Origin of the sequence: Curtobacterium sp. VKM Ac-2887 (assembly GCF_015350935.1) — a bacterium.
Lineage (GTDB): Bacteria > Actinomycetota > Actinomycetes > Actinomycetales > Microbacteriaceae > Curtobacterium.
Map to the genome: position 1 here is coordinate 1 of NZ_JADKSB010000053.1, position 643 is coordinate 643.

Consider the following 643-nt stretch of genomic DNA (forward strand, 5'->3'; position numbering starts at 1 on the left):
TTGGGAAAATTGCGGGCCTTGCAGGCGCAGCAACGGCGTCGGTGAAGACCGCAGCCGTTGCCGCTTGCAAGGCCGAACACTCACTCCAGACGCTGCTGCAGATCGCCGGTCTTGCCCGCTCCACGTTCTTCTACCAGCAGGCCCGCTCGCGTGAACCTGACCGGCACGCTGACACCGCGGACGCGATCCGCGCGATCTTCGTCCGCACCAAGGGCCGGTATGGGCATCGGCGGATCCACGCCGAGCTCCGCCGGACCGGGCCAGTGGCGAAGAAGACGGTCCTGGCGTTGATGCGACGCCACGACCTGGTCTGCCTGGTGCGTCGTCGACGCCGATACTCGTCCTACGGCGGCGAGGTCGGCAAGGTTGCAGCGAACCTGCTGAACCGGGACTTCACCTCGACAGCGCCGAACCAGAAATGGGTCACGGACGTGACGGAGTTCCGGGTCGGTGAGCACAAGCTCTACCTGTCACCAGTGATGGACCTCTTCGACCGGCAGATCATCGCCTATCGAACCGGAACGTCCCCGACCCTGGAACTCACCCACGGCTCGCTCCGCGACGCACTCCACACCGCACTCGGGGCGGCACCGCTGGTGCACTCGGACCAGGGCATCCACTACCAGCACCGGTCCTGGCGGTC

At 66.3% G+C, this 643-nt stretch carries 1 protein-coding gene; it reads left to right on the forward strand.

What is annotated here, in order from left to right:
* Positions 1-41 precede the first annotated feature (41 nt).
* On the forward strand, positions 42-643 hold a 602-nt coding region (locus ITJ69_RS20200), incomplete at its 3' end, for an IS3 family transposase (RefSeq protein WP_194673851.1).